General features: G+C 39.6%; 17 protein-coding genes and 1 other annotated feature. Of the genes, 4 read left to right on the forward strand and 13 right to left on the reverse strand.

Annotation, left to right across the window (positions count from 1 at the left end; genetic code table 11):
* Nucleotides 1-11: 11 nt before the first annotated feature.
* From sppA to ezrA, 6 genes are all read right to left on the reverse strand, one after another.
* On the reverse strand, nt 12-1,019 hold the full coding sequence (gene sppA / locus NSQ62_RS15570) for a signal peptide peptidase SppA (RefSeq protein ID WP_341321049.1): 1,008 nt from the start codon (nt 1,017-1,019) through the stop codon (nt 12-14).
* Between the two features lie 127 nt (nt 1,020-1,146).
* Nucleotides 1,147-2,721, reverse strand: a complete 1,575-nt coding sequence (locus NSQ62_RS15575) for an AMP-binding protein (RefSeq protein ID WP_341321050.1) — start codon at nt 2,719-2,721, stop codon at nt 1,147-1,149.
* Between the two features lie 167 nt (nt 2,722-2,888).
* Entirely contained in the window at nt 2,889-3,101 is a 213-nt protein-coding gene (locus NSQ62_RS15580) for an alpha/beta-type small acid-soluble spore protein (RefSeq protein WP_341321051.1), read from the reverse strand.
* A 112-nt stretch (nt 3,102-3,213) separates the two neighbouring features.
* Entirely contained in the window at nt 3,214-4,425 is a 1,212-nt protein-coding gene (thiI, locus tag NSQ62_RS15585; protein ID WP_341321052.1) for a tRNA uracil 4-sulfurtransferase ThiI, read from the reverse strand.
* Complete coding sequence (locus NSQ62_RS15590; RefSeq protein WP_341321053.1) at nt 4,422-5,570, reverse strand: cysteine desulfurase family protein; 1,149 nt, start codon at nt 5,568-5,570, stop codon at nt 4,422-4,424. The genes thiI and NSQ62_RS15590 overlap by 4 nt, the downstream gene beginning before the upstream one ends.
* A gap of 125 nt (nt 5,571-5,695) precedes the next feature.
* Nucleotides 5,696-7,399, reverse strand: a complete 1,704-nt coding sequence (gene ezrA, locus NSQ62_RS15595) for a septation ring formation regulator EzrA (protein WP_341321054.1) — start codon at nt 7,397-7,399, stop codon at nt 5,696-5,698.
* A gap of 138 nt (nt 7,400-7,537) precedes the next feature.
* Between ezrA and hisJ the strand changes: the two genes are divergently transcribed.
* On the forward strand, nt 7,538-8,344 hold the full coding sequence (gene hisJ / locus NSQ62_RS15600) for a histidinol-phosphatase HisJ (protein WP_341321055.1): 807 nt from the start codon (nt 7,538-7,540) through the stop codon (nt 8,342-8,344).
* Nucleotides 8,345-8,358: 14 nt separating this feature from the next.
* On the forward strand, nt 8,359-8,838 hold the full coding sequence (locus tag NSQ62_RS15605; protein ID WP_341321056.1) for a GAF domain-containing protein: 480 nt from the start codon (nt 8,359-8,361) through the stop codon (nt 8,836-8,838).
* Between the two features lie 34 nt (nt 8,839-8,872).
* Here NSQ62_RS15605 and NSQ62_RS15610 read toward each other — a convergent pair whose 3' ends face one another.
* A complete protein-coding gene (locus NSQ62_RS15610; RefSeq protein WP_341321057.1) occupies nt 8,873-10,726 on the reverse strand; it encodes a GGDEF domain-containing protein in 1,854 nt (617 codons plus the stop codon).
* A 488-nt stretch (nt 10,727-11,214) separates the two neighbouring features.
* On the opposite strand from NSQ62_RS15610, the gene rpsD reads away from it, so the two are divergent.
* Nucleotides 11,215-11,817: a 30S ribosomal protein S4 gene (rpsD, locus tag NSQ62_RS15615; RefSeq protein WP_341321058.1), complete on the forward strand. Its 603-nt coding sequence runs from the start codon at nt 11,215-11,217 to the stop codon at nt 11,815-11,817.
* Between the two features lie 100 nt (nt 11,818-11,917).
* Here rpsD and NSQ62_RS15620 read toward each other — a convergent pair whose 3' ends face one another.
* The 3 genes from NSQ62_RS15620 to tyrS all read right to left on the reverse strand — a co-directional run bounded on the left by NSQ62_RS15620 (nt 11,918) and on the right by tyrS (nt 15,365).
* Entirely contained in the window at nt 11,918-12,535 is a 618-nt protein-coding gene (locus tag NSQ62_RS15620; protein ID WP_341321059.1) for a Yip1 family protein, read from the reverse strand.
* A gap of 89 nt (nt 12,536-12,624) precedes the next feature.
* Nucleotides 12,625-13,800, reverse strand: coding sequence for a PstS family phosphate ABC transporter substrate-binding protein (locus NSQ62_RS15625; RefSeq protein WP_341321060.1), 1,176 nt, complete (start codon nt 13,798-13,800; stop codon nt 12,625-12,627).
* Nucleotides 13,801-14,093: 293 nt separating this feature from the next.
* Nucleotides 14,094-15,365: a tyrosine--tRNA ligase gene (gene tyrS / locus NSQ62_RS15630; RefSeq protein ID WP_341321061.1), complete on the reverse strand. Its 1,272-nt coding sequence runs from the start codon at nt 15,363-15,365 to the stop codon at nt 14,094-14,096.
* A 77-nt stretch (nt 15,366-15,442) separates the two neighbouring features.
* Nucleotides 15,443-15,647 (reverse strand) — a binding site (T-box leader).
* Nucleotides 15,648-15,749: 102 nt separating this feature from the next.
* On the opposite strand from tyrS, the gene NSQ62_RS15635 reads away from it, so the two are divergent.
* On the forward strand, nt 15,750-18,602 hold the full coding sequence (locus tag NSQ62_RS15635) for a transglycosylase domain-containing protein (protein WP_341321062.1): 2,853 nt from the start codon (nt 15,750-15,752) through the stop codon (nt 18,600-18,602).
* Nucleotides 18,603-18,715: 113 nt separating this feature from the next.
* Here NSQ62_RS15635 and NSQ62_RS15640 read toward each other — a convergent pair whose 3' ends face one another.
* Genes NSQ62_RS15640 through argJ form a run of 3 tightly spaced genes read right to left on the reverse strand, consistent with a single transcriptional unit; the run spans nt 18,716 to nt 21,811 of the window.
* The gene (locus tag NSQ62_RS15640) at nt 18,716-19,852 is read right to left on the reverse strand and encodes an acetylornithine transaminase (RefSeq protein WP_341321063.1); all 1,137 of its coding nucleotides are present in this window, start codon (nt 19,850-19,852) and stop codon (nt 18,716-18,718) included.
* The gene (argB, locus tag NSQ62_RS15645) at nt 19,849-20,625 is read right to left on the reverse strand and encodes an acetylglutamate kinase (RefSeq protein WP_341321064.1); all 777 of its coding nucleotides are present in this window, start codon (nt 20,623-20,625) and stop codon (nt 19,849-19,851) included. The genes NSQ62_RS15640 and argB overlap by 4 nt, the downstream gene beginning before the upstream one ends.
* Nucleotides 20,588-21,811 (reverse strand): bifunctional ornithine acetyltransferase/N-acetylglutamate synthase, encoded by a 1,224-nt coding sequence (argJ, locus tag NSQ62_RS15650; RefSeq protein WP_341321065.1) that lies wholly within the window; start codon nt 21,809-21,811, stop codon nt 20,588-20,590. The genes argB and argJ overlap by 38 nt, the downstream gene beginning before the upstream one ends.
* Nucleotides 21,812-21,822: the final 11 nt, after the last annotated feature.

A 21,822-nucleotide genomic window follows, 5' to 3' on the forward strand; every position in this document is an offset into this window, starting at 1 on the left:
GCCAATCCCTCCTATTGCTCACCATATAAGTACATCATACGTGGTGAACTCGTTGATGAAATGATTTTTGAAATCGCCTGTGTTTCTGCTGATGGACTAAACATTGAACCGATTTTCACACCTAACAAAGAAGCCCAGCTATCAGACTCAGCTGCATACTCAAATAGTTGCGCTTCCTCTAATCCTTGTTCGGCACGTAATGTGTCTAATGCGACTTTTTCGTTACCGATTTCATCGACTAAGCCTGCCTTCACTGCTTGTGTCCCACCTAAAATTCGACCGTCTGCTACCTTTTTCACGTCCGCTTCAGACATGTTACGACCGTCTTCGATAATATCGACAAATTGTTCATACGATTCATCAATCATTTCTTGCAACATCGCTAGCTCATCTGGTGTGGATGGACGTGTGCCACCGAACATATCTTTATGTTCGCCTGATTTAATCGTTTCGTATTCGATGCCTACTTTTTCAGCAAGCTTGCTGTAGTTTAATGATTGCATAATGACACCGATTGAGCCAGTAATCGTTTCACGCTGCGCGAAAATTTTATCTGCAGGTGCGGCAATATAATAGCCCCCTGATGCAGCCATTGAGCCCATTGAAACGTAAATTGGAATTTGTTTTTCCTCTTTAATTTGTACGAGCTTTTCATGGATTTCAGCGGATTCAATGACACCGCCACCTGGCGAGTTCACTGAAAGTAGTACGGCCTTGACCGTCTCATCGGCTAATACCGTATCTAATTGTTCCATAAATGCTTGGTGATTATATTCCACCGTTTCCCAAATACTCGGCTCTCCAACATCTTGAATGACCCCGTTCACAGTTAAATGTGCGATACGGCTTGAGAACTCACCCGTTTCGATGACATTTTCATACGTCACCGGATCTCCTAGCATACTATCAAAGCTAGAAAAGAAATCTGTTTTGAAAATAGTAATAATCGTATTTATTCCAATAGAAAAGAATAATAATACAGCTGCGACAATAAGCGCAACGACACGTTTTGTATTCATTTATCTAACCTCCCTATGTACTGTACGAAAGTATTTTACAAAAAGTTTCATCTTTCAAAAAAAGTTTCTCAAAATAAAAAGGATGGAAAAATATCCACCCTCCTTATTACCCAGGAAATATGGGGAATTATCTGCTTTTTTCTTTTGAGCGAAGCTCCACGCGGCGAATTTTGCCGGAAATTGTTTTTGGAAGCTCCTCTAAAAATTCAATAATACGCGGATATTTATATGGCGCTGTTAATTGCTTTACGTGATTTTGTAGTTCTTCTACAATTGTCGGACTGTCCCTTTGACTTGGATCACGAAGTACGATGAATGCCTTTACGACATTACCTCGTATTTCATCTGGACTTGCAACAACCGCGCATTCTTGGACAGCTGGGTGCTTTGTTAAGGCATCTTCTACCTCAAATGGGCCAATTGTGTAGCCCGATGAAATAATAATGTCATCATTGCGCCCTTCAAACCAGAAGTAGCCGTCGTCATCCTTTGTTGCACGGTCACCAGTAATATACCAATCACCGCGGAACTGAATCGATGTGCGTTCTGAATCCTTATAATAGCCTTTAAATAATGCCGGTGTAGATTTATGCACCGCAATATCGCCAACCTCACCAGTAGCGACCGGCTCTCCGAACTCATCAATTAGCTCAATGCGATTGCCTGGAGTTGGTTTGCCCATTGAACCTGAACGTAACTCCGTATTTAATAATGTACCAATTAATAGCGTATTTTCTGTTTGCCCATAGCCATCACGAACGACAAGCTTGTGCTCGCGCTTAAATGTTTCAATAACTTCACGATTTAATGGTTCACCCGCTGAGACGGCACTACGTAATGATGTTAAATTAAACGTGCTTAGCTGATCGAGTTTTGCCATCATACGATATTCTGTTGGCGTACAGCATAGTACGTTAATGTGCTGACTTTGAATATTTTGTAGATACGCTTTTGCGTCAAATTTCCCTTTATAAACAAATCCCGTTGCTCCGCTACCAAGTACCGCTAAAAACGGACTCCAAATCCACTTTTGCCAGCCTGGTGCTGCGGTTGCCCACACGATGTCACCATCTTGCACACCTAGCCACTCACTTGCGGTTGTACGTAAGTGCGCATAACCCCAGCCATGTGAATGCATAACTCCTTTTGGATTCCCCGTTGTACCAGATGTGTATGCTAAAAACGCTAAATCATCCGCCTCTGTTTGAACTGCATCGAATACAGTTGACTGTTTTTCAGCTAAAGACATGAATGACGTCCAGCTTTCGCGTTCCTCACCAACGATAAAACATGTAACATTTGCTAAACTCTCTACCTGCTCAAACTCCGCGATATACTGCTCTTGCACGATGATTGCTTTGGCATTCGAGTGAATTAAACGATAATCTATATCCTTTGCACGCAGTAACTCCGAACTTGGAATAATAACTAATCCTGCCTTTAACGCCCCAATATATGACACATATGCTTCTATACAACGCGGCAGCATAATTAAAATAACGTCACCCTTTTTTAAGCCTTGTGCTAAAAAGGCATTTGCTGCTTGGTTTGCTTTGTCGAGTAGCGCTTCGTATGTATAACGCGCTTCTTCCCCATTTTCCTCTTGAATAATGAGTGCTGTTTTTTCCCCTTTATTAACGTGCTTTTCGAATTCATCCACAATATTGTAAATTTGTGGTGCGATTAATTGCTCGGTATTCATCTTCAACTCTCCCCTTTGATTGAAAAAATGATACTTACCATCTTAGTATAATAATTTTTCACAATAAACTCAAAAAATTCCGCTAATTTTTTGAATAAATTTTTATCACACGTCAAAAATAAAAGGAACGCCTCCATTTTGTAGGCGTCCCTTTTACTAATTATTTATTATTGATTTGAATTGCCGCGTAATTGTTGTTCAGCCATTTGTACAAGACGTTTTGTAATTTCGCCGCCGACTGAACCGTTTGCGCGAGATGATGCTTCTGCTCCAAGTTGCACACCGAATTCTTGTGCGATTTCGTACTTCATTTGATCAAGCGCTTGTTGTGCACCAGGTACACGTAATTTGTTTGAGCTACCGTTGTTGTTTGAAGCCATATGTTGCTCACCTCCTTGTGACATTAGAATGCACCGGATGAACATTTTCATACACGCTCAAAAACAGGTAATTCCTACTTCTACTAGGAAATCAAAGGCAACTTTGTATCAATTATAGTAAATCTGCAAATTTATCTTGTTTGACTTCTTTTTGTGGGAAGCTATAGACTTCGCGGTTTTTCACTGCGCGTTCGATTAATTCCTCGAATTCCGTGAAGCTTTCGAAGTGTTGTACTTTTTCTAGCTTTGGTTTTGTTTTTGGGCTAGATGGTGTGAAAATCGTACAGCAATCTTCGTATGGCTGAATCGACGTTTCGAATGTACCAATTTTTTCAGCGATTTTAATGATATCGTTTTTATCCGATGAAATCAGTGGACGTAAAATAGGTGTGTTTGTTACGTCGTTAATTGCAGTTAAGCTTTCTAATGTTTGAGAAGCTACTTGACCTAAGCTCTCGCCTGTAACAATACCTAATGCGCCAACTTCTTCACGTACTCGGTCTGCAACTTTCATCATCATACGACGCGTTGACGTCATCGACATATTATCAGGTACTGCATCTTTGACTGCTACTTGTAATTCAGTAAATGGAATAACAAATAAACGAATACGCGCACCAAATTTTGTTAATTCGTTGGCAAGATCTTTTACTTTTTGCAAGGCATTATCGCTTGTATATGGCGGGCTGAAGAAGTGAATCGCGTCAATACGAACACCGCGCTTCATCATTAAATAACCAGCTACTGGGCTATCGATACCGCCTGAAAGCATCAGTAATGATTTCCCATTCGAACCGATTGGCATACCACCAGCACCAGGAACTACCTGTGCCATCATGTAGATTGCATCTTCACGTACCTCAATGCGTAATGCAACATCAGGATTTTTCACTTGTACTTTAAAATTCGGGAACTGTGGTAGTACGGTTGCACCCATTTCACGCTGTAATTCATGCGTGTTCAGTGGGAATGACTTATCTGTACGATGAACCTCTACTTTAAATGTAACCAATTCACGCTCACGGTAGTCTTCTAAAATTTCAACAGCTAACGCTTTCATGACATCTAAATCTTTTTCACAAGAAGCAACTGGGCTAAATGATTGAATCCCAAAAACATGCGGTAAACGTTCCATTAATACCCCAAACTTTTCTTGGTTTTCGATTTCGATAAACATACGATCGCGCTCAGCACGAATTTTTAATGGTGCGATATCGTGAAATGAATAACGTACATTGTCACGTAAACGGCTAATAAAGTCTTTTTTGTTACGACCTTTCGTCGATAATTCGCCGTAGCGAACTAGAATTTCTTTAAAAATCATGGTGTAATTTCTCCTTTTAACTCATTCATTACTGCTGTAAATTGTTTTTTAAATGCCTCAATATCAGCATCTGTATTGTTTGCGCCAAAGCTAATGCGTAATACGCCGTTTTTAAAACGTCCATCAATATTTAACGCTTCTACGACATGGCTTGTTTTCGTTTGTTTCGATGAACAAGCGCTTGACGTCGATACAATAATATCACGTTTTTGTAGCGCATTAATTAATACTTCACCTTTTAAGCCTCGAACGCTAAAACTCATGATATGTGGTGCACCTTCACGCGTTGATAATACATGGACTTCTTCCCCAAATGTTGCAAAGAAATCATGTAGCTCATTTGCCCACTTTTTATAGTTTTCGAAGTGTTCCTGCATACTTTCAATGGCTAAACGGGCAGCTTTTGCCATCGCAACCGCTTGCGGCACAGCAACCGTACCACTACGTAGACCAAACTCTTGTCCCCCACCAACGATGAATGCCTTCACTTGTGGCTTTTTACGGAAGGCTAACACACCCGTTCCTTTTAACGCATGAATTTTATGACCTGAAATCGAAATTAAATCCGGGCCTAAGTCATCGTTAAATTTGATTGGTAGTTTCCCAAAGCTTTGAATGGCATCGACATGGAACATCGCTTGGCATGTTTCGTGAATCAGCTGTGCAGCTTGTTCGATCGGCTGAATCGCGCCGATTTCGTTATTCACATGCATGATGCTGACGATAATTGTATCTTTACGTAATTTCGCGCGCAACTCATCTAATGAAATGACACCTTGTTTATTTACTTTTAAATAATCGATTTCGTAGCCTTCTTCGGCTAAGCGTTTTGTCGCTTCTAAAATCGAAGGGTGCTCTACTTCTGTTGTGATGATGTGCTTACCACGGAATTCACTTGATTTTGCTAAACCGTAAAGCGCTGCGTTATTTGACTCTGTTCCACCCGCTGTGAAGAGTATATTTTTATCTTCTGTATTTAAAAGCTTCGCGATTTGCTCACGTGCTTTTGTCAGTAATGCATTCGATTCCACACCCGCTTTATGAATTGATGACGGATTGGCAAAGTACTGTTCATTCACTTGAATAAATGCTGCTAAAACATCTTTGTGCGGCTTTGTTGTCGCACTATTATCTAAATAGATCATTTTTTCATACCTTCTTTTTTTGTCCTAATATCCGAAAGAAAACCACCCGCATCATACATGCAAGGTGGTTGTTCATTTTGCTTATTTATTATACCGCTAAAATACTTAACATGTAACCGTTATGCTTATGAATTTGCTAGCAATTGCTCTTCAACTAATTCACCAATGCGTTTAATAGCACTTGGATCAATCATTTCTACCGCTTTTGCTGCATCTTCAAGCGCCTTCGCGTAACGGAAATTTTTAAAAGCTTCCTCTGCGTCTAGTAAACTTTCGTGTACTTGACGGTTATTCGCACGGTAACGGTTACCAAATTGAATTAAACGTTCAATAATTAATACATTTTCAATCATTTCTTGCGCTTTTTCGTGTGTATTTTCAATCGATTGCTTGGCCGCTACTAAATTCTGATTAACTTTAACAATATTCAGTGGCACTTCTTGCAAGCTTTGAATAACAACATAAATAAGTTCTTCCGCTTCTTCTAAACGTGCATCCATTTCTTCAGGGATTCCTGGAATATTAGCACGGTTTAATAAGCGGTCTGTATTTTGTAGTGTACGCTTTAACGCCTCTAAATCAGCACGGGCTTTGTTTTCATCGATGCGCAGGTTTTTTAATTGGTTCGAGAATCGTTCTTGCTCTTCTGCAATACGATCGATATCTTCGGTAATTTCGGATAGCTCTTCTTGTAAGCTAGAGTATGCGGACTTTTCTTCCTGTACACGCATTGATAACATCTCATAACGCTTTTGAAGTACTTCTAATTGCTTTAATCCTACTTTTGGAATTTCGGCTTCTTTTTCTTGTAAACGGTAACTGTGCTGTACATATTCAACTTCATTACTCATGTCTTTCGTTAAGCGCATGACGTCTGTAATCGTTGTGTACATTCCTGCACAATGACGTTCGACATATTTACGTGCCATTACCTCTTTTTCAAGTAAATCATAGAAATGATCGATTTCATCGTTAATTTCTTGAATACGCGGTGACACGGTTTGTAAATTTAATTCTGCTATGGCTGTTTTTAATGTATCTAATTCCCCGTCGAGTGCATCTAAGTATTCTGTCATCTCTAAATGACGTAAATAATAATTTTGTTCTTCCATTTCACGTTGACCATTTCGCAGTTCGTGAATCGACGTTGGAATTTTTGCTTGAATTTCAGTAAGTAATGTTGGCACTTCATTTAACAGGTTAAAAATTTCCTGTGCTTCGCTATTTAGCTGCAACACAATTTCGCGCGCCTGCAAATAATTTCCTTCTTTTGTTAATTCAGTAAACTCTTCGAATCTTGGTGTGAATTGCTCTAGACGCTTTTCTAAGCCTTCTAATGCAGGACCAAACGAGTGTTGATGAGCTAAAATCGTCTTACGCGCTGAGCGGTAATATTCTTTTAGTTGCTCCATTTCAATACGGTTCTTTTCTTCACTGCCAATTAATTCATCAAGCTCTGTAATAATTTGCACACGAACTTGCTCACAGTTTGTTAATTGCTGTTCAATTTCACGCTCAGTAGTAGATGCCTTTTTAAATTGGAAGCGATCAATATGCTCCTCTGCATCAAACAGCATTTCGTCTACTTTTGGAATTTTTTTATCCATTACATCTAGCCAACGATTACGCCAATCTTCGAACAACTCTTCTGTTTGACCATTCATGTTTAGTGCTTTCACTTTTGCTAACTCTTCAAAAATTGGATAATGTTGAATTTGTAACTTTTCTTTATCTAATCGCCCTATTTCTGCATTATGTTTACGTCGTATTACTAAGCCGACAATTAATAATGCTAATAGTATGACGACAACAATGATGATATACTCCATTGTAAGCCCCCTAATTCCAAGAAAAAATCAATAAATTGGCTATATACATATAACTAATAATAACACGTTTTTTTGGATTTGTTTAACTATTTACAGGTTTTTTTACAAGGAATCCCTTAATTTTAAAGGAGGACAATTATGCAAAAGCGAGACGGTCATATACATACACCTTTTTGCCCACATGGTAGTAGTGATTCATTCGAAAAATACATTACAAAAGCCATAGATAATGGGTTTACTGAAATTACGTTTACAGAGCATGCACCACTGCCATTTCCCTTTACCGACCCTACTCCGGACAAAGATAGTGGGATGAAGCATGAATTATTACCCGCGTATTTCGAACAATTACAAGTGGTAAAAGAACGCTACAAAGGGCAAATAATTATTAATATTGGTTTAGAAGTTGATTATATTGTAGGCTTTGAAGAGCAAACACGAAATTTTTTAAATAAAGTGGGGCCAATGCTTGATGATGCCATCCTTTCCGTACACTTTTTACAGCATCACGCACGTTACACATGCATTGATTTTTCAGATGAGGTGTATTTACAATTTGCAAAAGAGGTTGGTGGCATCCAACCAATGTACGATTTGTATTATGAAACAGTGAAGCAATCGATTTTAGCGGATTTAGGTCCATATAAACCGAAGCGCATCGGACATCCAACACTCATTCATAAATTTCAGCTTGCGCATAGTGAAACAATAGATGATAGTGCACAAATCGAATCTGTCCTACAACTCATGAAAGCACATCACTATGAACTTGATTTCAACAGTGCTGGCTTAAGTAAATCGTTTTGCCAGGAGCCTTATCCTACGATTGACCATGCTTTGTTTGCTAAAAAAATCGGTGTCCCCATCGTTTTTGGATCCGATGCACATACTGCTAACGATTTACATCAACACTATAATGTGTTACAACAAAAACTAACTTTTTAAATTTGGAGGCTACTATGTTCGCAAAAACAATGTATAACGGCACCCTTGCCGATCAGTATGACTTATTATCAAAACAGCTCGATGCATTATGCACAGGCGAAACAGATGCCATTGCGAACTACAGCAATGCTTCTGCCTTGTTAAATCAATTTTTAACGGACATTAATTGGGTAGGCTTTTACTTTATGAAAGGCGGCGAGCTTGTTCTTGGGCCATTCCAGGGGCTACCTGCTTGCGTACGTATCCCAGTAGGTCGTGGCGTTTGTGGGACAACAGTTGCTAAAAAAGAAACGATGGTTGTTGAGGATGTACACGCATTCCCAGGTCATATCGCTTGTGATGCTGCATCAAAATCAGAAATCGTTGTTCCAATTATAAAAAACAACGAAGTAATCGGCGTACTTGATATCGATAGTCCAATAGAAGCGCGTTTTAATGCGGAAGATCAAGCAGGCTTAGAAAAGTTTGTTGCTGTCTTACTTAAACATGTCTAACACTAAAAAGCTCCCCACGACTGTGGAGAGCTTTTTAATATTGTAATTCCATTGATTCTTCAAATAAGCAAACACGATTTTTCCCACTTCGTTTTGCATTATATAATGCAGTATCTGCATGTAGGAAAATCTCTTGGAAGTCTGGGCGTACTTGTTTATGCCATGTAATGAGTCCAGCTGAAATGGTTACAGATGGGCTAGTCGTTTGCGGTACAATGTCCACAACCATTTGCGCGATTTTTATCGCTTCGTGGTCTAAAATATTTGGAATATAGACCGCGAGCTCTTCCCCGCCCCATCTTGAGCAAATGCCACGCGTCCCGATTTCTTGTTGTAAAACAGAACCAATCTGAACGAGTACTTCATCACCGACCTGATGCCCATAGGTGTCATTTACCTTTTTAAAGTTATCAATATCGATTAATAAAAACATACCTGAATCATCTTGCTGAATCGATTGTTCTACATAATTATCCGAAAATCTTCGTGCATATAGCTTCGTTAAATGATCACGGTCCACCATTTCTTGCAAGCGGTTACGTAAAATTGAATTCGAAATGGCAAGTGATGAATGATGAATCAGTGATTGCATTAATTTAAAACTATCAAACGAGAAGAAATAAGGGTCTTCATGTAACACAATGCTAAATCCATTGATTCGTTCCTCGACAATCATTGGAATGGCCATAATCGATTTAAATGGGATTTCTTCATCGATTAAACGACTAAAATCCGCAATAAACAGCGAATCTTGTGTCACTTCAAAATGTTTTTCCACATGCTCGATATATGTCTGACTTGATTCGTGTAGGAGGAAATTTGTACAAGCCTTCATTGCCTTATATTCGTCTCCCTCTTTAAAGAAGAAGCCTATTTCCATTGGCTGGAATGATTTTAGAAGTTGCTTTTGTAAAAACAGTAGCATCTCATTAATGGACAGCTTCATATTTAAACGATGCGACGTTTCGTTGATTAATTGTAAATCGCTCACTAGGCGATGTGACTGATGATAAAGTTTTGCATTTTCTAATGCATTGCCTGACGCTTGCGCGAGCATACGAATAAATTCTTTTTCTGTATTTGAAAAAGTATATTCAATCGGTGCCTTTACTTGTAAAATTCCGTAGATCGCTTGTCGTCCTTTAATTGGCGCGTTTAATAAACGAACACCTAACTCAACTACTTCATCTTCCTTCATTTCACCTGAAACAAACGATTCAATTGTTGACGGGCGCTCTGACAAATAATCAAACGGCTTAATATGTACGCGCGTTTGGCGATCTTGGTCATTCGATAAAATAAGCTCTACTTCAAAATTCGTGAAGTTTTCTTCAATTGTGACCAGTACATTTTCTAAAATCACATCAATGTTCATCGTTGAATGGAATAAATCTGTGATGTTATATAATTTACGATATTTATTCTCATTGGATTGCACTTCATAGTTACGAAGTATAAATTGATAGATATTTGAAATTTCTTTAACAATATCTTGCGTTAGATTTATTTGGAGCGTAGGATCTTCATAGCTAAAAATGAGGATTGCTAAAATCTCTCCATCTACCATTAATGGCACAGCGTGTGTATAATGTTGAAAATACGGATACACGCTAAATACATCTGGTATCTCGATAATCTGTTGTCCATTTAAATAGGGTTGCACTTCGCTAAATGTAAGCTCAACCGAAAATTTAAATTCTTTGAAGTTCGGCTTCAGTACATCGTGACTTACTCGAAACAAAAAGCAATCTTTCATTGCAAAATTCTTAATTAAACTTTTTTCTAGTAAAATAAATGATTCATTAGACATGCCGTGTTTTTTGTTCATGCTAATAAAACTCAAGACATCTGATTTAAATCGGTCAACCAATAGCTGATAATCTACCATTTAACCACCTTTTCTTTCACATTTGCCGTTTTTACATTTTATTTTAATTTATTCTAAGTATACACATCTCGTGTCTATTTGACCATTTAATTTTGTTATATTTTTCTAATTTATATAACGAAAGATCTTATTTCAGACATTTTCTAGCACTTTCGTTAAATCAAAGCCACCCACCCATAGGTAATTAAACCTAAGAATTCCTCTAAATAAATAATTTTATTTTACAAATTAAATCCTTTAGCATATAACACTCTTATTGGTTGACGCCCACTTTAAAAAAAGTTACAATAGCAGTTGTGTAAAATGAATGCAGTAGTTGTATAGCTTATGTGTATATTTTATTCCTTCTATCTTAGTAGAATGGTGTATTGCGTAACCCTCTAGGCTGCATGGGCGAAGGTACATGAAAATAAAATATCTCGTAAGACAGGGTACAACTGGTTTTTTCTTTTACAACAAAAACCAAATTTGAAGGAGGAGACACAATTATGTCTCGTTATACAGGTCCATCTTGGAAACTTTCTCGTCGCTTAGGTATTTCTTTAAGCGGTACAGGTAAAGAAATCGCAAAACGCCCATACGCACCAGGTCAACACGGCCCGAATGCTCGCGGTAAAAAATCAGAATACGCTTTACAATTAACTGAAAAGCAAAAGTTACGCCACACTTACGGCATGACTGAGCGTCAATTCAAAAACGTATTCTTAAAAGCTGCTAAATTAAAAGGTCTACACGGTGAAAACTTCATGATCCTTCTTGAAACTCGCCTTGACAACTTAGTATACCGTTTAGGTTTAGCTCGCACTCGTCGTGCAGCTCGTCAATTAGTAAACCACGGCCATATCTTAGTTGATGGTAAACGCCTTGACATCCCTTCTTACTCAGTAAAACCAGGTCAAACGATCTCTTTACGTGAGAAATCAGCTAACTTAACAGTTGTTGCTGAAGCTATCGAAGTTAACAACTTCTTACCTGAATATGTATCATTCGATGCTGACTCTAAAGTAGGTACTTTCGTACGTTTACCAGAGCGCTCTGAATTACATGCTGAAATCAACGAACAATTAATCGTAGAGTACTACTCTCGTTAATCGTAACGAACTTCAGACAAAAACCATCAAACATTATGTTTGGTGGTTTTTTTTACGTTCTAAAAAAGACATTCACAGTCAATCCGTGAATGTCTTTTTATTAAAATAGCAGAGCAATTGCTAGTACACCTAAAATAATTAACACTAACAACGACGCAAAAAATGCTTTCCATTTCGAAATTTTATGCACTTCCGAAATCCCGACAATTGTTAGGATATACGTCCAAACACTGGCAATAATAATAAATGTCCCGCAAACAAACTGAAGTAGGAAATCGCTCATTTGTTGTGGCATGTAGGCTATCTCAAAAAATGATTGCGGAGCGAATTGCATCCAAAATAGGATAACCGGTAATATCCAAATATACGGCACCATCGTTATACTGATCATGCGGAACATATTTTTGAACGTTCCCACACCACCAAATGCTTTGGCGGATAATGTTAATACTCCAGCAGATAAGAACGTAGAAAGAAAGTACATTAAAAAACTCGATAGAAATGTTGAATAAATAATATCCCCTAATGTATATTCCCCGGTAAATTTTGTCCCCACAAAGCTAATCAGATTGCTCGCGAACATACCAACAATCCCAACAAAAATGAAATACGGTAGATTTTTTGTCGCTAATACATAGCGCATTGTCTCACGAGGTTTTAGCGCAATACTCAAAATCGCGTGACGATCATCGGCTAATGTATTTTGTTCAATAGTCAAAGATAGAACCTCCTAAAAATATGTATAGTATCTATTATACTAATATCATACAAGGGATTCAAAGTTATTGAAGCACAAATTATCTAGCCCTACTCTTCTTCCTTCAAAGAAACATAGCCTGCCTCTTCTATTAACGCTTGCCCTTCATCAGATAAAATCCAATCAATGAGTGCCTTTACATTTCCCTTTGGTTCACCCGCTGTTACAATATAAAATTCCGAGGCAATCGGATAACTATTTGCTCGAATCGTTTCTTTCGTCGGTTCTACACCGTTAAGCTTTAATAATTTGATTTCGTTATTTTTCACCATTTCATTTGAATAATATCGGAATGTATAGCCAATCGCATTTTTATAGTTCTTGTACTGTGACACCTCATGAATGATCCCACCCATCCCGGTTGCTACGTCTTCACTTGGCGCTTCCATTAATGGTGTCTCGCCCATTAAACGCTCGAGTGCGGTTTGTGAGCCACTATCTGCTGGACGCTGGAAGGCACGAATTTTTTCATTGTCCCCACCAACTTCAGACCAATTTGTCAACTCGCCTGAATAAATGCCCTTTATTTGCTCTAGTGAAAGCTCATCAATGTCATTTTTACTATTCACAAAAAACACAAACGCTTCTCTGCCAATCGGTGTTAAATGAAACGCAACACCTTGATTTTTCGCGCGCTCAATTTGCTGATCAGATGGACCTGCTACAAAAATCATGTCTACGTTACCATAAATTAAATTATCATACGCACCATGTGTTTGATTGACCATCACTTCACTCGCATAGGGGTTATACGTTTTTTCTGGATATACGGCCTCTGCAACGGCAGCGTATAGCGGATACAGCGCAGTTGCCCCGTCCATGATTGGTAAGTTGTCTTGTAATTGTAGTGAAGCCGGCTGATCTAAACGCACGATATTACTCTCTTCCACAAACGGCTCATACTGGTAAATATTTACTTCCGCGCTTACCGTTGACACTCGGCTATCAATCCATTTCATCATAGGCTGTATAGAGGCTGCAATCACCACAATCGCTACAATTCCCCAATACAGTTGTACACGCCTTTTCTGTTGAACAAAGAAACCAAATAGTTGAAGCACAAAGCCAATATAAAAACTGACCACTACTGCAACTAACAACGGTAAATAATGCATTCCACCACTTAACGAAATCATAAAAAATGCAATAAACGAAAAGAACCCTATCGGTATCAACGTAAATATCGCCAAAGCAATCTTTCCACCACAAGATTTTTCCACTATCATCACCCTCCTTTTTATAGTGTAATTTTACACTATCAGTTTAAAATTACAACTAAAAAATAAAAGATTCTCATTATTATAAGGATTGTTTTAAGTATAAATTTCTACATATTTATTGGTGGGCTAGGCATGACAGCGCTAAAGCCATGTATACTCCTGTGGGAACAGCAAATCTTTATTTGCGACGAAAGCGTAGCGACAGGAGCACCGCGCGGAAAATTCATTTTTTGTGCCGTCATCAAGAAAAACAAAAACGCCCTAGAAAATACTAGGACGCTTTGTACTTGCTTCTTTAATTAAGCAAATTTCACCATATGATATTTTTTCTTACCGCGGCGGATAATCGCGAATGCGTCCTCTAAACGGTCTTTCCCGTCGATTACGTATTCTAAATCCGTCACTTTTTCACCATTTACACTAATTGCACCGTTTGTCACATCTTCACGTGCTTGGCGTTTTGATGAAGAAATACCTGCTTCTACGATAAGATCTACAATGTTCTTGTCTTCTTTTGATACTTCTACAGAAGGAACACCTGCGAATGCGACTTTCATTTCCATTACTGATAATGCTTTTAAGTCACCAGAGAATAATGCAGCCGTAATGCGCTCTGCCTGCGCTAAGCCTTCTTCACCGTGAATCAGCTTTGTCATTTCAGCTGCTAATGTTTTTTGTGCTTTACGTAAGTGTGCTTCTGTTTCAACACTTTCTGCTAAGCCTTCAATTTCTTCGCGTGTTAAGAACGTGAAGATTTTTAAGTATTTCACAACATCTGCATCCGCTGTGTTAATCCAGAATTGGTAGAACTCGTATGGCGATGTTTTCTTCGCATCTAACCATACGGCGCCACCTGCTGTTTTACCGAATTTCGTACCATCTGCTTTTGTTACAAGTGGAATCGTAATACCGAATGCTTTGGCATTTTCATCATGCGTTTTACGGATCATTTCTAAACCAGTTGTGATATTGCCCCACTGATCTGAACCGCCTACTTGAATACGCACGTTGAAGTGGTCGTATAAATGGTTGAAGTCCATCCCTTGGATTAATGTGTACGCAAATTCAGTAAACGAAATCCCTGAATCAAGGCGTGATGCCACAGTATCTTTATTTAAAATGTAATTGACGTTAATTAGCTTCCCGTAATCGCGTAGGAAATCGATTAATGTCATTTGGCCAGCCCAGTCATTGTTGTTGACTAAAATCGCACCGTTGTCTGCATCCGATGAGAAGTCGAATAAACGCTCCATTTGCGCTTTTAAACCGCGCACGTTTGCATCTACTTGCTCCATCGTTTGTAGTTGGCGCTCTTCTGAACGACCTGATGGATCCCCTACTGTACCTGTTGCCCCACCTACTAGTAAAACTGGTTTGTGACCTGCTTTTTGGAAGCGACGTAATGTTAAAAGTGGTACGATATGACCGATGTGCATTGAATCTGCTGTTGGGTCAACCCCTACGTATAACGATACATTTTGCTCATTTAATAATTTTTCCATACCTTCTGCGTCTGTTTGTTGGTATAACAGGCCGCGCCACTCTAAATCTTGTAATAATTCGTTTGTCATTGTATTTCTCTCCTTTTACATGTTTGTTCATCTGCAATGTAAGGAAAAATAAAAACGCCCCTACACGCAAATTTGCATGCAGGGACGTTAAATTAACAGTTTAACGCGGTACCACCCGGCTTGAAGAAAAAAATTTCTTCCACTTTAAGCGTTTTTATCGCAGACGATGCGTTCAAGCTCCAAGAACGTAATTCGTAAAATCGTTTTGTCTAGCTTTCACCAACCGCTAGCTCTCTAAAACAGGGAACGTTTTTACTACTGCAAACTCTTCAATGCTTGAAATTTATACTCTCTATTCTACTTAGTATTTAGACGATGTCAATAATTATATTCGCTTAGATGGCAAATATGCTATAATAAACAGGATTTTAGGAGGGCGATACTGTGAAAGAATGGCTTGATCAATTAAACGAAAAAATCGAATCCCTTGCTTCTTCAAAGCCGATGCGCTATTTAAGAATTAGTGGTGGCGTATTTTGGAATCTTTCGTTATTAGCAATGATTTTTCTAACGACCGCCGTTATTGCCGTTGGTGGTATTGGCTTAGGTTATTTTGCTTCATTAGTAAAAGACGAGCCCCTACGTTCCAAAGAAGAAATGCGCGAACAAATTCTTAGCTATGAAGAAACAAGTGAAATTTACTTTGCAAATGATATTTACATAGGAAAAATTCGTACAGATTTAGACCGACGTGAAACATCACTAGCAAACATATCTCCAATTGTTATTAATGCTGTTATGGCAACTGAAGATGAATACTTCCGCGAGCATCCTGGAATTGTACCAAAAGCGGTGCTGCGCGGGCTATTACAAGACGTCTCGAACTCATCGACACAAACAGGTGGTTCAACGCTAACACAGCAATTAATCAAAAACCAAATTTTAACGAATGAAGTATCCTACGAACGTAAAGCAAAAGAAATTTTGCTAGCATATCGTTTAGAGCACTTCATGAGTAAAGAAGAAATTTTAGAAGCATACTTAAATATTATTCCATATGGTCGTAACTCATCAGGGCGTAATATTGCCGGGATTGAAACAGCCGCACAAGGAATTTTCGGTGTCAAAGCATCCGAGTTAAACTTACCTCAAGCTGCTTACATTGCCGGGATTCCGCAAGCACCTTTTAAATACACGCCATTCACGAACAAAGGTGAAAAAAAGAGTGCAGAGGGTATGCAACCAGGGATTGACCGTATGAAAACGGTACTTTACCGCATGCAAGAAGTTGGCTACATTACAGAAAAAGAATACGATGAAGCCGTTAAATACGATATTACAAAAGACTTCAAGGAGCGCGAAAATCGCCCCGAAGACAAATATCCTTGGTTAACTATAGAACTCGAGGAACGTGCCAAAGAGATTTTTGCAAAAAAGCTCGCTGAAAAAGATGGCATCGATCCCGCGCGTTTTACAGAAGAGTCCAATTTAAAACTAAAATATGGTATTTTAGCTGACCGTACATTACGTTCTGGTGGCTATCGTATTTACTCAACTATCGATAAAGATATGTATGACGCCATGCAACAAGTAACCAAAGACTTCACGCTTTATGGTCAAACCTATAAGAAAAAGGTAAAAGATCCTGAAACGGGCGAAGAAATCGAAGAGGATGTACCTGTTCAAACAGGTAGTATCGTCATTGATAATAAAACTGGCAGAATTTTAAGTTTCGTTGGTGGACGTGACCATGAACTAAATAAGTTAAATCATGCCACACAAGCATACCGTTCAAACGGTTCAACGATGAAACCATTATTAACGTATGCACCAGCATTAGAATACGGTGTGATTGGTGCAGGTAGTCCAGTGGTCGACGTAAAGTTCATACGTGCATACGATGACTATGAACCAGTAAACTATAACCCAGAGCAGCAACTTGGGATTATTCCTGCGCGTCAAGCGGTGGCGTCTTCTCAAAACTTACCGGTCTTACGATTATATGACTCAATTTTAGATCGACGCCCTGCAACCTACTTAGAAAAAATGGGCTTCTCAAGATTAACAGAAGGTGATTATGTCCACCTTTCAACAGCAATCGGTGGTATAACAAACGGTACGACAGTTGAAGAAAACGTGAATGCTTATGCAACGTTCGCAAATAATGGTCAATTCCTTGATGCGTACATGATTGAACGTATTGAAGATTTAGACGGCAACATCGTCTATGAGCATAAAGTAGAACCGGTTGAGGTATTCTCTCCGGAGACAGCTTACATGATGACAGATATGCTACGCGATGTCTTACAAGAAGGTGGTACCGCAACTCTTGGTAAAAGCCAGTTGAAGTTCTCATCTGACTTTGCAGCTAAAACAGGGACAACGCAAGATCATAAAGACGTTTGGTTAGTCGGTTACAACCCAAATATCTCGATTGGTGTTTGGCTAGGTTATAGTCAGCCACGTACATTATTTGCATTTAATAACCGTTACCAGCATCCAAGTAATCGTGTGAACCGCTTATGGGCCAATTATTTAAATGCTCTCTATGACGTTAATCCTGAATATATTGGCACGAAAGATACCTTCGAGCAACCTGAGGGCGTTGTCACACAAGACTTCTGTGGTATTTCTGGTCTAGCTCCTTCAAGCTCTTGCTCGAATGCAGGATTAGTTCGTTCTGATTTGTTTAATAAAAATGTATTCTTACCAACAGAACCTGATGATAGTTTCGTATCATCAACTACCGTTGTCGTAAACGATGGCACATATGCTGCCTTGCCAACAACACCAACAGAATTTGTCCAAATGAGTGGTTATGGTTTAAACCAAACATTCATTGATCGAATGCTAGGTAAATTAGGTGGCGATGCCTCAAGATTATTACCGTTTAGTTCAGGTAATGGCGTTGTGACTGCACAATTTAATGCTGACAGCGCTGCTCCAGAAGCAGTTTGGGCAACATTAACTGAAGGCTCGTTATCATGGACAGCTTCTGCTTCGAGTGATGTTGTCGGTTACCGTGTTTACAGTATGACAAACGAAGGGACAGCACTCGTAGGCTCACGCAAGGCTTACGAAGGGTTCCAAATGAGCGTAACACCTGGTGTACGCTACGTAGTTGTTGCTGTGGATATTACAGGCTTTGAATCACCTTACTCAAATGAGGTGGGTGAAATTACCAGTATTCCTGAACCACCAGAAGAAGAAGAAGAAGAAGAAGAAGAAGAAATTATCGAAGATGAAGTCATCGAGGAAGAAATCGATGTAGATCCATTTGAATCAACGGTAGAATAAACAATAAAATCCCTAAGCCAATATTAGCTTAGGGATTTTTTTCGTTTAGTTAGCCATTCTATAAAAAATCCCTGCACATGAAATACGATTCGCATACAGGGAGCGTTGTCATTTTATTTTTTAATAACTGCTACTAGCTTTTCAACCGCTTCATCGATTTCTTGCTCTGTTACCGTTAATGGCGGTAATAAACGGATGACTTTTGGGCCAGCTGCTACAGTTAGTAAGCCGGCTTCATCTAAAGCCGTTACATACGGTGCTACCTCTTCGCCACCTAAGCTAAGGCCCAGCATTAAGCCTTTCCCTTGAATACTATACTTCGCTTCAGGAAACGCTTGCTGTAGCTTATCAACGATGTATGTAGACTTGTGCTGGACATTTTGTAAGAATGCTTCGTCAAATATATGGTTAATGACTGTTTGTGCTACTGCCACACCTAGTGGATTGCCACCAAATGTCGTACCGTGCGTGCCCGCGCTAAATGTATCAAAGAATTTTGCCTTCGCTAAGATCCCACCAATTGGGAAACCACCGCCAAGACCTTTTGCCATCGACACAATGTCCGGTGTAATCGCTGTTTGCTCAAACGCAAAGCGCGTACCCGTACGGCCAATACCCGTTTGCACTTCATCAACAATGACTAATACATCCGAGCTTGCTTGAATGTCCGCTATCGCCTGTGCGAATTCATCAGTAACGCTGTTTACGCCACCTTCACCTTGAATGATTTCAAGCATGATTGCCGCAGTTTCTCCGTCTACCGCTGCTTTCAACTGCGCTACGTCATTAAATGGTAATGTAATGAATTCACTTACTAATGGACCGAAACCTTGGCGCACCTTATCTTGACCTGTCGCACTCATCGCACCAAATGTACGACCATGGAAGCTTTGCTCAAAGACAATAATTTTATGCTTGCTTGTATGCTTGCGTGCTAATTTAATGGCAGCTTCGTTGGCTTCCGCACCACTATTACAGAAAAATGCGTAGTCTAATGGAATATCTTTGACTAAAGACGCGGCTAATTGTTCTTGGCCTGGGCTTTCAAATAAGTTGCTAATATGCCATAGCTTTTCACTTTGGGTTTTAATCGCTTCCACAATCGCTGGATGTGCGTGACCTAAGTTACACACCGCAATACCACTTGTAAAATCTAAATAACGTTTACCTGTTGTATCAAAAACCTCTGTGCCTTTTCCTTCGACAATGGCAAACGGTCTTCTTGCGTAATTTTGAAATAATGCACTCATCTTACTAGCTCCTCACTTTGTATCGTCGTACCAGTTAATGTTTCATTGACAATTCGAACGGATGGAATCCCGGCTTGTAGGCAATTTAGCGCGCCCTGTACTTTCGGTATCATCCCTCCGTATATGTGACCTTCTTTAATCCAAGTATCGATTAAACTCGGTGTCACTTCGGTTTGGTATTCATCGTTAATACGAATTCCCGCAACATCTGTGACAAGTAATAGGCAATCTGCGCCAACTGCGAGCGCGATTTCACTTGCTACTGTATCCCCATTAATATTTAATGCCTGACCTGACTGCGTTGCGCCAATACAAGCAATGACTGGCACAACGCCTGCTTCAGTTAACGTATTTAAAATATCGACATTTACTCGTTTGACTTCCCCTACGTATTGATACGTTTCAAAATCTAAAAAGTCACTTGTTAGCAGCGCGTTATCAAAGCCGTTTAAGCCGATCGCTGCAATACCTGCCGCCTGAAGCTCATGTACAAGTGCTGGGTTTACTTTACCAATTAACGTTGATTGGACAAGGCCAATCATTTCTTCACTCGTAACACGCAGGCCGTTTACTGTATGTGACGTAATGCCTGCCGCTGCTAATTCGCGGTTAATTGCCGGACCGCCACCATGGGTAATTATCAGCTCAATCCCTTGTGCTTGCAGCGCTTTGAAATTACGAAAGAAGGCTTCGTTTAGACCTTCTAGCGCACTGCCTCCAAGCTTAATGACCATTTTACGAGCGGTATGATGCGTTGATTTGAACATAGTCATAAGTTAAATCACACCCCCATGCAAATCCGTGCCCTTCGCCAACTTCAAGCGACACGTAAATTTTTACTTCATGCTGCTTTAAAATTTCGATTAGCTCATCTTCTGAAAATTTAATTGGCTCACCGTTTTCGACCATTGTTGCGCCACCAATTTTAATTGTAATTTTTTCTGGATCAACCGTTGCACCTGAATAACCGACCGCGGCGATAATACGACCCCAGTTTGCATCACAGCCAAATACCGCTGTTTTAACAAGTGGTGAACCGACAACTGTTTTTGCAATTTTACGTGCTTCCTCGTCTGAAACCGCTCCCTCTACTTCCACTTCGATTAACTTCGTTGCCCCTTCACCATCACGTGCAATGGATTTCGCTAAATCCTCTGCAACAAGGCGTAGTGCTGTATAGAAGTTTTCCCAATCTGGATGTGCTGGTGACAGTGGCTCATTACCTGCTAGACCATTCGCCATGACAACAACTGTGTCATTTGTCGACGTATCTCCGTCTACTGTAATTGAGTTAAATGTACGGTCTGTCACGCTTGATAATGCCTTTTGTAATTCATCAGATTCAATGTTTGCATCTGTCGTAATAAAACCAAGCATTGTTGCCATGTTTGGCTCAATCATCCCTGAACCTTTTGCCGCGCCTGAAACTAACACTTCTTTTCCGTCAATAACGGTTGCGTACGTAGTATTTTTCATCACTGTATCTGTCGTCATGATTGCTTGCGCAAAATCAATGCCGTTTTCTAATTTTGAATCTGGTTTCAGTAGCGCCATCCCGCTTTGCACTGGCTCCATTTTCATAATTTCACCGATTACCCCTGTTGAAGCAACCCCTACTAAACTTGCATCAATGCCTAATTTTTCAGCAGTTAGCTGCTGCATTTGGTACGCATCTGCTAATCCTTGCTTGCCTGTACAAGCATTGGCATTTCCTGAATTGACGATTACTGCTTGCATTTTTTTCGTATTGTAAACAACTTCTTTTGTTACCTTAATCGGTGCTGCTTGCACAGCATTTGTTGTGAAGACACCGGCAACGCTCGCCGGAACGTCACTAATTAAAATGGCTAAATCTTTTTTCTTATGTTTGATTCCGCAGTGTACTCCTGCTGCTGTAAAGCCTTTTGGTGACACGATATTTTTGCTTGATAATTTTTTCATTTCAATTGTTGATGCCATGAGTTTGCCCC

Source organism: Solibacillus sp. FSL H8-0523 (assembly GCF_038051985.1).
Lineage (GTDB): Bacteria > Bacillota > Bacilli > Bacillales_A > Planococcaceae > Solibacillus.

What these genes read in the sequence shown, in the direction of transcription:
- NSQ62_RS15625 (WP_341321060.1), bottom strand. Translation starts at nt 13,800, where the DNA reads ATGATAGTGGAAAAATCTTGTGGTGGAAAGATTGCTTTGGCGATATTT.
- ezrA (WP_341321054.1), bottom strand. Translation starts at nt 7,399, where the DNA reads ATGGAGTATATCATCATTGTTGTCGTCATACTATTAGCATTATTAATT.
- NSQ62_RS15605 (WP_341321056.1), top strand. Translation starts at nt 8,359, where the DNA reads ATGTTCGCAAAAACAATGTATAACGGCACCCTTGCCGATCAGTATGAC.
- sppA (WP_341321049.1), bottom strand. Translation starts at nt 1,019, where the DNA reads ATGAATACAAAACGTGTCGTTGCGCTTATTGTCGCAGCTGTATTATTA.
- NSQ62_RS15580 (WP_341321051.1), bottom strand. Translation starts at nt 3,101, where the DNA reads ATGGCTTCAAACAACAACGGTAGCTCAAACAAATTACGTGTACCTGGT.
- argB (WP_341321064.1), bottom strand. Translation starts at nt 20,625, where the DNA reads ATGACTATGTTCAAATCAACGCATCATACCGCTCGTAAAATGGTCATT.
- rpsD (WP_341321058.1), top strand. Translation starts at nt 11,215, where the DNA reads ATGTCTCGTTATACAGGTCCATCTTGGAAACTTTCTCGTCGCTTAGGT.
- thiI (WP_341321052.1), bottom strand. Translation starts at nt 4,425, where the DNA reads ATGATTTTTAAAGAAATTCTAGTTCGCTACGGCGAATTATCGACGAAA.
- NSQ62_RS15575 (WP_341321050.1), bottom strand. Translation starts at nt 2,721, where the DNA reads ATGAATACCGAGCAATTAATCGCACCACAAATTTACAATATTGTGGAT.
- NSQ62_RS15610 (WP_341321057.1), bottom strand. Translation starts at nt 10,726, where the DNA reads ATGGTAGATTATCAGCTATTGGTTGACCGATTTAAATCAGATGTCTTG.
- tyrS (WP_341321061.1), bottom strand. Translation starts at nt 15,365, where the DNA reads ATGACAAACGAATTATTACAAGATTTAGAGTGGCGCGGCCTGTTATAC.
- NSQ62_RS15590 (WP_341321053.1), bottom strand. Translation starts at nt 5,570, where the DNA reads ATGATCTATTTAGATAATAGTGCGACAACAAAGCCGCACAAAGATGTT.
- argJ (WP_341321065.1), bottom strand. Translation starts at nt 21,811, where the DNA reads ATGGCATCAACAATTGAAATGAAAAAATTATCAAGCAAAAATATCGTG.
- hisJ (WP_341321055.1), top strand. Translation starts at nt 7,538, where the DNA reads ATGCAAAAGCGAGACGGTCATATACATACACCTTTTTGCCCACATGGT.
- NSQ62_RS15640 (WP_341321063.1), bottom strand. Translation starts at nt 19,852, where the DNA reads ATGAGTGCATTATTTCAAAATTACGCAAGAAGACCGTTTGCCATTGTC.